At 64.3% G+C, this 291-nt stretch carries 1 protein-coding gene; it reads right to left on the bottom strand.

Going from position 1 to position 291, the window contains the following annotated elements; all coding sequences use genetic code 11:
- Window positions 1-291 (bottom strand): ABC transporter permease subunit (locus VSR82_RS40210; RefSeq protein WP_498858947.1); only part of this gene is annotated, 291 nt, incomplete at both ends.

The raw sequence follows: 291 nt of genomic DNA, 5'->3' as shown, positions 1-291 counted from the left end.
TGATGTTTACCGGACGGTCGAGGTTGTTCATGAAGATCCGCACGATTTCCCCGAAGCCGAGGGTCACGATCGCCAGGTAGTCGCCACGCAGACGCAGCGTCGGCGCGCCGAGCAGAATCCCGAACATGGCGGCCAGCGCCATCGCGATCGGCACGATGATCCACATCGGCACGTTCAGACCGTGCGGCGCGAGCGCCGCGATCCACTCGAATTGCGTCGACAGGTGCGGCGAACTGAGCAGCGCGGCCGTGTAGGCACCGATCGCGTAGAACGCGATGTAGCCCAGGTCCA

Origin of the sequence: Burkholderia sp. JPY481 (assembly GCF_038900515.1) — a bacterium.
Taxonomy (GTDB): domain Bacteria; phylum Pseudomonadota; class Gammaproteobacteria; order Burkholderiales; family Burkholderiaceae; genus Paraburkholderia; species Paraburkholderia youngii.
Note: the sequence above shows the minus strand (reverse complement) of the source record. Positions and strands in the feature narration are given on the sequence as shown.